This window comes from Citrobacter sp. Cpo090 (genome assembly GCF_030332665.1).
Lineage (GTDB): Bacteria > Pseudomonadota > Gammaproteobacteria > Enterobacterales > Enterobacteriaceae > Citrobacter > Citrobacter portucalensis.
Map to the genome: position 1 here is coordinate 20,839 of NZ_JAOWHK010000026.1, position 6,662 is coordinate 27,500.

The window sequence follows — 6,662 nt, forward strand, 5'->3', positions numbered from 1 at the left end:
CGGGCTTAAAGAGATGAACCGTCAGGCCAGACGGTTTCCGGGCACGAACCACTCCCGGCGCGAATTAAGCAGATCCTGCGCGCTCATGGCTTTTTTTCCGGCAGGCTGCAAAGAGATAAGATTCAGAATACCGTCGCCTGTTGCGACCTGGATACCCTGCTTTGTCGCCTCAAGAATGGTGCCAGGCTCGGCCTGGGCGTTTGCAGCAATAACCGAGGCTTGCCAGACTTTCACTGGCTGACCGTCGATTTCAAGCCAACTCATTGGCCACGGGTTAAAGGCGCGGATGCAACGTTCCAATTGAACAGCCGAAAGCGACCAGTCGATGCGGGCCTCTTCTTTGCTGAGTTTTTCTGCATGTGTAACCAGTGATTCATCTTGTACCACAGGTTTTATTGTGCCGGCAGCCAGCTGTTTTAGCGTTTCAATCAGCCCCTGAGGCCCCAGGTCTGCCAGTTTGTCGTATAACGAACCGCTGGTATCTTCTGCCGTAATCGGGCAAGACAGCTTCAGCAGCATATCACCAGTGTCGAGGCCAACATCCATCTGCATGATGGTAACACCGGTTTCGGCGTCGCCAGCCCACAGCGAGCGTTGGATTGGTGCAGCGCCACGCCAGCGCGGAAGCAGGGAACCGTGAACGTTGATACAACCCAGGCGCGGCATTTCCAGTACGGCTTTTGGCAGAATCAGGCCATATGCCACCACCACCATCACGTCTGCGTGTAAATCAGCAACCAGTTGCTGGTTTTCCTGAGGGCGAAGAGAGACGGGTTGAAAAACCGGTATCCCTTTTTCTTCTGCCAGCACTTTTACCGGGCTGGGCATCAGCTTTTTACCGCGTCCCGCCGGGCGGTCCGGTTGGGTAAACACGCCAACGACGTTATGTCCAGAAGACAGCAGCGCGTCGAGATGACGCGCTGCAAAGTCAGGTGTACCCGCAAAAATAATACGTAGTGAGTCTGACACGTTGATTCTTGTCCTTAAGCTCGGGCGTTCAGGCGGTCGAGTTTTTCAACTTTCTGACGAATGCGTTGTTGCTTCAACGGAGACAGATAATCGATAAACAGTTTACCGACCAGGTGATCCATTTCATGTTGAATGCAGATAGCCAGCAGGCCATCGGCTTCCAGTTCAAAAGTTTTGCCGTCGCGATCGAGCGCACGAATTTTTACTTTCTCTGCACGTGGTACTAACGCACGCTGTTCAGGAATAGACAGACAACCTTCTTCAATGCCGGTTTCGCCGTCTTTCTCCAGTAGCTCTGGGTTAATGAGTACCAACTGCTCGTCGCGATTTTCAGAGACATCAATAACAATGATGCGCTGATGAATATCGACCTGTGTAGCTGCCAGGCCGATACCTTCTTCGGCGTACATCGTTTCGAACATATCATCAACGATACGCTGAATTTCTGCATTCACTTCTTCAACCGGTTTTGCGACTGTGCGAAGGCGCTCGTCCGGAATATGTAACACTTGCAAAACTGACATAGTTATCCAGAGTTGTATTCAGGAGTTGAAAAGATTATTACCTCTATTCTAGACAAAACCCCCTCTGATTGACAGCATCAGTGACCAATCGCAAAGATTGCCAGGACTGCTTGTGGCAGGGGAACAGGGATGACCCAAATCGAAATTTGGCTACGTTTAGCGCAAGTGAATGAACTGTATGGTGATGAGATGGTGCGCGTTGCTCACTGGCTCAATACTCAACCGTGTATTAACAACGCGGTACTCCTGCAGGCAGGATTCTCTCCACGCCAGGCAAGACGCTTTTTAACTTTTTCAGATCTGACGCTGGAAAAAACGCTGCGCTGGCTTGAACAGCCTAACCACCATTTTGTGGTTGCCGACAGCGAGCATTATCCGCCACAGCTCCGTGCGATTGAGGATTATCCTGGGGTGCTTTTTGTCGCGGGAAATCCCGCATGCCTCCACTCATTTCAAGTTGCCGTTGTCGGCAGTCGACAACACTCCTGGTATGGCGAACGTTGGGGACGGTTGTTTTGTGAAAAGCTTGCTGCATGTGGGGTGACGATCACCAGCGGTCTGGCCCGGGGGATTGATGGCGTGGCGCACAATGCTGCAATAAACCGACAAGGCACAAGTATTGCAGTTCTGGGAAATGGACTTGAGACCATTCACCCGCGACAGCATATCCGTCTTGCGGAGCGACTGATTGAAGCTGGGGGCGCACTGGTGTCTGAGTTCCCATTAGATACGCTCCCTTTGCCGCGCAATTTTCCCCGACGAAATCGCATTATCAGTGGTCTAAGTAAAGGTGTACTGGTTGTCGAAGCTGCACAGCGTAGCGGGTCGCTGGTTACTGCTCGCTGTGCACTGGAACAAGGGCGGGAGGTGTTTGCTTTACCAGGGCCGATTGGGAGCCCGGGAAGTGAAGGCCCGCATTGGCTTATTCAGCAGGGAGCCATGCTTGTGACGACACCAGAGGAAATTCTTGAAAATTTGCAATATGGGCTGCAATGGTTGCCAGATGAACCTGAAAAATCAATTTATTCGCCAGATCACGAAGAGGTGGCATTGCCATTTCCGGAGCTCCTGGCTAACGTAGGAGATGAGGTAACACCTGTTGACGTCGTCGCTGAACGTGCCGGCCAACCTGTGCCAGAGGTAGTGGCTCAACTGCTCGAACTGGAGTTAGCAGGGTGGATCGCAGCTGTACCCGGCGGCTATGTCCGATTGAGGAGGGCATGCCATGTTCGACGTACTAATGTATTTGTTTGAGACATATATCCATAACGAAGCTGAGCTGCGTGTGGATCAGGACAAACTGGAACGGGATCTTACCGACGCTGGTTTTGATCGTGAAGACATTTACAACGCGTTACTTTGGCTGGAAAAGCTTGCTGATTATCAGGATGGTCTTGCTGAACCTATGCAGCTGGCATCGGACCCTCTTTCTATACGTATTTATACTGCAGAAGAGTGCGATCGACTGGATGCAAGCTGTAGAGGGTTCCTGTTATTCCTGGAGCAGATTCAGGTGCTAAACCTCGAAACGCGAGAAATGGTTATTGAGCGCGTACTCGCGCTGGATACGGCAGAGTTCGATCTGGAAGACCTGAAGTGGGTGATTCTGATGGTGCTATTCAACATTCCAGGTTGTGAAAATGCCTATCAGCAAATGGAAGAATTACTCTTTGAAGTGAATGAAGGTATGCTGCATTAATCAATCTTCATTCAGTATGAGTTGTTATGGCTAAATCAGCACTGTTCACGGTGCGTAAAAATGAGCCCTGCCCACAATGCGGGGCTGAGTTGGTTATTCGTTCCGGGAAACACGGTCCATTTCTCGGTTGTTCACACTATCCAGAATGCGATTACATCCGTCCGCTGAAACCTTCCGCGGACGGACATATTGTCAAAGTTCTGGAGGGTAAGCTTTGTCCTGCATGTGGCGCTGAGCTGGTGCTGAGACAGGGACGATTCGGTATGTTCATTGGATGCAGTGATTATCCTGCGTGCGATCACACCGAGCTCATCGACAAGCCTGATGAAACAGCAATTGTCTGTCCTCAATGCCAGACTGGTCATCTTGTCCAGCGGCGTTCCCGTTATGGCAAAACCTTTTACTCCTGCGATCGCTATCCGGAGTGCCAGTTTGTCATTAACTTCAAACCGTTAGCCGGAGAATGTCCTGAGTGTCATTATCCGCTTCTCATCGAAAAGAAAACCGCGCAGGGTGTGAAGCATTTCTGTGCCAGTAAACAATGTGGAAAGCCGATTTCGGCGGAATGAAAAAGTGAATAATAGCCTGCCCACAGACGCTATCGCTGCGGCGATAGCGGTTCTGAAACAAGAAAAAGTCATCGCCTATCCAACTGAAGCTGTATTTGGTGTCGGCTGCGACCCCGATAGCGAAACGGCTGTAACCCGTTTGTTGGCGCTAAAACAACGTCCGGTCGATAAAGGGTTAATTTTAATCGCGTCAAACTTTGAACAACTTAAACCGTATATCGACGATAGCATGCTCACCGATGCTCAACGTGACGCTGTTTTCGCCCGTTGGCCTGGTCCTGTTACCTTCGTTTTCCCAGCGCTTGCGACAACGCCACGCTGGTTGACCGGGCGCTTTGATTCTCTGGCTGTTCGTGTCACCGATCACCCGCTGGTGGTTGCGTTGTGCCAGGCTTATGGCAAACCGTTAGTTTCTACCAGTGCTAATTTGAGTGGCTTACCGCCTTGCAGAACGGTAGAGGAAGTTCACGCACAGTTCGGTACAGATTTTCCCGTGGTTGAAGGGGAGACCGGAGGGCGTTTGAATCCTTCGGAGATCCGTGATGCTCTGACAGGTGAACAGTTTCGACAGGGGTAATATGAAAGAAGCCTATGCTGTTTTTGGTAATCCGATAGCGCACAGTAAATCGCCCTTTATTCATCAGCAATTTGCAGAGCAACTGAAGATTAATCACTCCTATGGGCGTGTACTGGCGCCCATTAATGATTTTGTGAATACGCTGAACGCTTTTTTTGCTGAGGGCGGGAAGGGGGCAAATGTCACCGTGCCTTTTAAAGAAGAGGCATTTGCACGTGCCGATGAACTAACGGAGCGGGCATCGCTTGCTGGAGCGGTCAACACCCTTAAACGGCTGGAGGATGGGCGTTTACTGGGAGACAACACGGATGGTATCGGCTTGTTGAGCGATCTTGAGCGTTTATCTTTTATTCGTCCCGGATCGCGAGTTCTGTTGATTGGTGCGGGTGGTGCATCCCGTGGAGTTTTATTACCTCTTCTTTCTATGGATTGTGCGTTGACTATTGTTAACCGTACCGCTTCGCGCGCTGAAGAACTGGCACAAATCTTCTCACATACCGGCAGCGTACAGGTGGTAGGAATGGACGAGCTTGATAATTACAGTTTTGATCTGATTATTAACGCGACATCCAGCGGAATTAGCGGTGAGATACCGGCTATTCCGACATCTCTTATCCACCCTTCCGTCTATTGCTATGACATGTTTTATCAGAAAGGAGATACACCGTTCCTCTCCTGGTGTGCCAAACATGGGGCGAAACATTACGCCGATGGCCTGGGTATGCTGGTGGGACAAGCAGCGCACGCCGTTTTACTCTGGCATGGGGTTTTGCCGCAGATTGAACCCGTCATTAAAAGCATGCAGCAGGAATTGTCGGCATGAATCAGGCGATCCAGTTTCCCGATCGAGAAGAATGGCGCACGGATGTTAACGCCGTTGTGTTTCCGGCGATGGTTCATGGTATGCAGTTAACATGTGCCATCTCTGGAGAGATGCTGGCGTCCCGCTTTGGCGGCGACACGCCTGAACAGTGGTTGGAAATCTTTCAACAGCATCGCTGGGATCTGGAAGAAGAAGCTGAAGGATTGATCCAGGCCCAGCAGGAAGATGCTCAAGGTTGGGTTTGGTTACTCTGACTTAAATATTCATCTTTCCACTTAACATAGTTGTTAGCTGAATATTGTAAGCCTGCTTTCTCTTCATCGCTTAATGGACGGATTTGTTTAACCGGGCTTCCCAGGTACAGATACCCGCTTTCCAGTCGTTTGTTTTGGGGAACCAGGCTCCCAGCCCCAATCATAACGTCGTCTTCTACGACGACGCCATCCAGCAGAATCGAACCCATGCCGACTAATACGCGGTTGCCAATGATGCAGCCGTGTAGCATGACTTTGTGACCGACCGTCACATCCTCACCCACGATCAATGGATTACCCTGCGGATTAGAAGTGGACTTATGTGTGACATGGAGAACGCTGCCGTCCTGAATGTTTGTACGGGCACCAATTTGTACATAGTTAACGTCGCCACGAATGGCGACCAGTGGCCAAATTCCGACATCATCAGCCAAACGAGCATCACCAATGACGACACTGCTGGTGTCGATCATTACGCGATTTCCGATCTGTGGGAAAAGATCCTTATAAGGACGCAGTACATCAGACATGTTTACCTCAACGAAAATAGAGCAGTAATGAAGACTTTGGTTGGATTATTGAGACTGTGCAAGTGGTTTAGCTATCAAAAATCAGCCAAATTGCGCAGGAATGTAGCGAAAGGAGTGAAAAACAAGCATTCAGAAAAAAAGATCCAAAAAATACTTGTGCTAAAAAATGGGATCCCTATAATGCGCCTCCATCGACACGGCGGATGTGAATCACTTCACACAAACAGCCGGTTCGGTTGAAGAGAAAAACCTGAAAATGAGGGTTGACTCTGAAAGAGGAAAGCGTAATATACGCCACCTCGCGACAGAGCGCTAAAGCGCGTCGCAACTGCTCTTTAACAATTTATCAGACAATCTGTGTGGGCACTCGAAGATACGGATTCTTAACGTCGCAAGACGAAAAATGAATACCAAGTCTCTGAGTGAACATACGTAATTCATTACGAAGTTTAATTCACGAGCATCAAACTTAAATTGAAGAGTTTGATCATGGCTCAGATTGAACGCTGGCGGCAGGCCTAACACATGCAAGTCGAACGGTAGCACAGAGGAGCTTGCTCCTTGGGTGACGAGTGGCGGACGGGTGAGTAATGTCTGGGAAACTGCCCGATGGAGGGGGATAACTACTGGAAACGGTAGCTAATACCGCATAACGTCGCAAGACCAAAGAGGGGGACCTTCGGGCCTCTTGCCATCGGATGTGCCCAGATGGGATTA

The 6,662-nt window shown here is 50.1% G+C and carries 9 protein-coding genes and 1 rRNA gene (1 of these 10 running past the window's edge); 7 read left to right on the plus strand and 3 right to left on the minus strand.

Annotated features, from left to right (window positions below; translation table 11 throughout):
- Nucleotides 1-21 precede the first annotated feature (21 nt).
- Together fmt and def are read right to left on the minus strand one after the other, a co-directional pair.
- Nucleotides 22-969 (minus strand): methionyl-tRNA formyltransferase, encoded by a 948-nt coding sequence (fmt, locus tag OGY83_RS11565; RefSeq protein ID WP_191213832.1) that lies wholly within the window; start codon nucleotides 967-969, stop codon nucleotides 22-24.
- 14 nt (nucleotides 970-983) lie between these two features.
- Nucleotides 984-1,493 (minus strand): peptide deformylase, encoded by a 510-nt coding sequence (gene def, locus OGY83_RS11570; protein ID WP_079940099.1) that lies wholly within the window; start codon nucleotides 1,491-1,493, stop codon nucleotides 984-986.
- A gap of 129 nt (nucleotides 1,494-1,622) precedes the next feature.
- Between def and dprA the strand changes: the two genes are divergently transcribed.
- Genes dprA through OGY83_RS11600 form a run of 6 tightly spaced genes read left to right on the plus strand, consistent with a single transcriptional unit; the run spans nucleotide 1,623 to nucleotide 5,415 of the window.
- The gene (gene dprA / locus OGY83_RS11575; protein ID WP_286635927.1) at nucleotides 1,623-2,747 is read left to right on the plus strand and encodes a DNA-protecting protein DprA; all 1,125 of its coding nucleotides are present in this window, start codon (nucleotides 1,623-1,625) and stop codon (nucleotides 2,745-2,747) included.
- Nucleotides 2,719-3,192, plus strand: coding sequence for a DUF494 family protein Smg (smg, locus tag OGY83_RS11580; RefSeq protein WP_003031162.1), 474 nt, complete (start codon nucleotides 2,719-2,721; stop codon nucleotides 3,190-3,192). Before dprA ends, smg begins: the two co-directional genes overlap by 29 nt.
- 26 nt (nucleotides 3,193-3,218) lie before the next feature.
- Nucleotides 3,219-3,761 carry a DNA topoisomerase family protein gene (locus OGY83_RS11585; RefSeq protein ID WP_286635928.1) on the plus strand — a complete coding sequence of 181 codons (543 nt, stop codon included), beginning with the start codon at nucleotides 3,219-3,221 and terminating at the stop codon, nucleotides 3,759-3,761.
- A gap of 4 nt (nucleotides 3,762-3,765) precedes the next feature.
- On the plus strand, nucleotides 3,766-4,338 hold the full coding sequence (tsaC, locus tag OGY83_RS11590; RefSeq protein WP_079940096.1) for an L-threonylcarbamoyladenylate synthase type 1 TsaC: 573 nt from the start codon (nucleotides 3,766-3,768) through the stop codon (nucleotides 4,336-4,338).
- 1 nt (nucleotide 4,339) lies between these two features.
- Nucleotides 4,340-5,161 (plus strand): shikimate dehydrogenase, encoded by an 822-nt coding sequence (aroE, locus tag OGY83_RS11595; protein WP_286635929.1) that lies wholly within the window; start codon nucleotides 4,340-4,342, stop codon nucleotides 5,159-5,161.
- Nucleotides 5,158-5,415: a DUF1488 family protein gene (locus OGY83_RS11600; protein ID WP_008786281.1), complete on the plus strand. Its 258-nt coding sequence runs from the start codon at nucleotides 5,158-5,160 to the stop codon at nucleotides 5,413-5,415. The genes aroE and OGY83_RS11600 overlap by 4 nt, the downstream gene beginning before the upstream one ends.
- Here OGY83_RS11600 and OGY83_RS11605 read toward each other — a convergent pair.
- Nucleotides 5,391-5,945, minus strand: coding sequence for a gamma carbonic anhydrase family protein (locus tag OGY83_RS11605; RefSeq protein WP_048215431.1), 555 nt, complete (start codon nucleotides 5,943-5,945; stop codon nucleotides 5,391-5,393). The two genes, OGY83_RS11600 and OGY83_RS11605, sit on opposite strands and share 25 nt — an antisense overlap.
- 471 nt (nucleotides 5,946-6,416) lie before the next feature.
- Between OGY83_RS11605 and OGY83_RS11610 the strand changes: the two genes are divergently transcribed.
- Nucleotides 6,417-6,662, plus strand: a 16S ribosomal RNA gene (locus OGY83_RS11610); it runs 1,296 nt beyond the window's last position.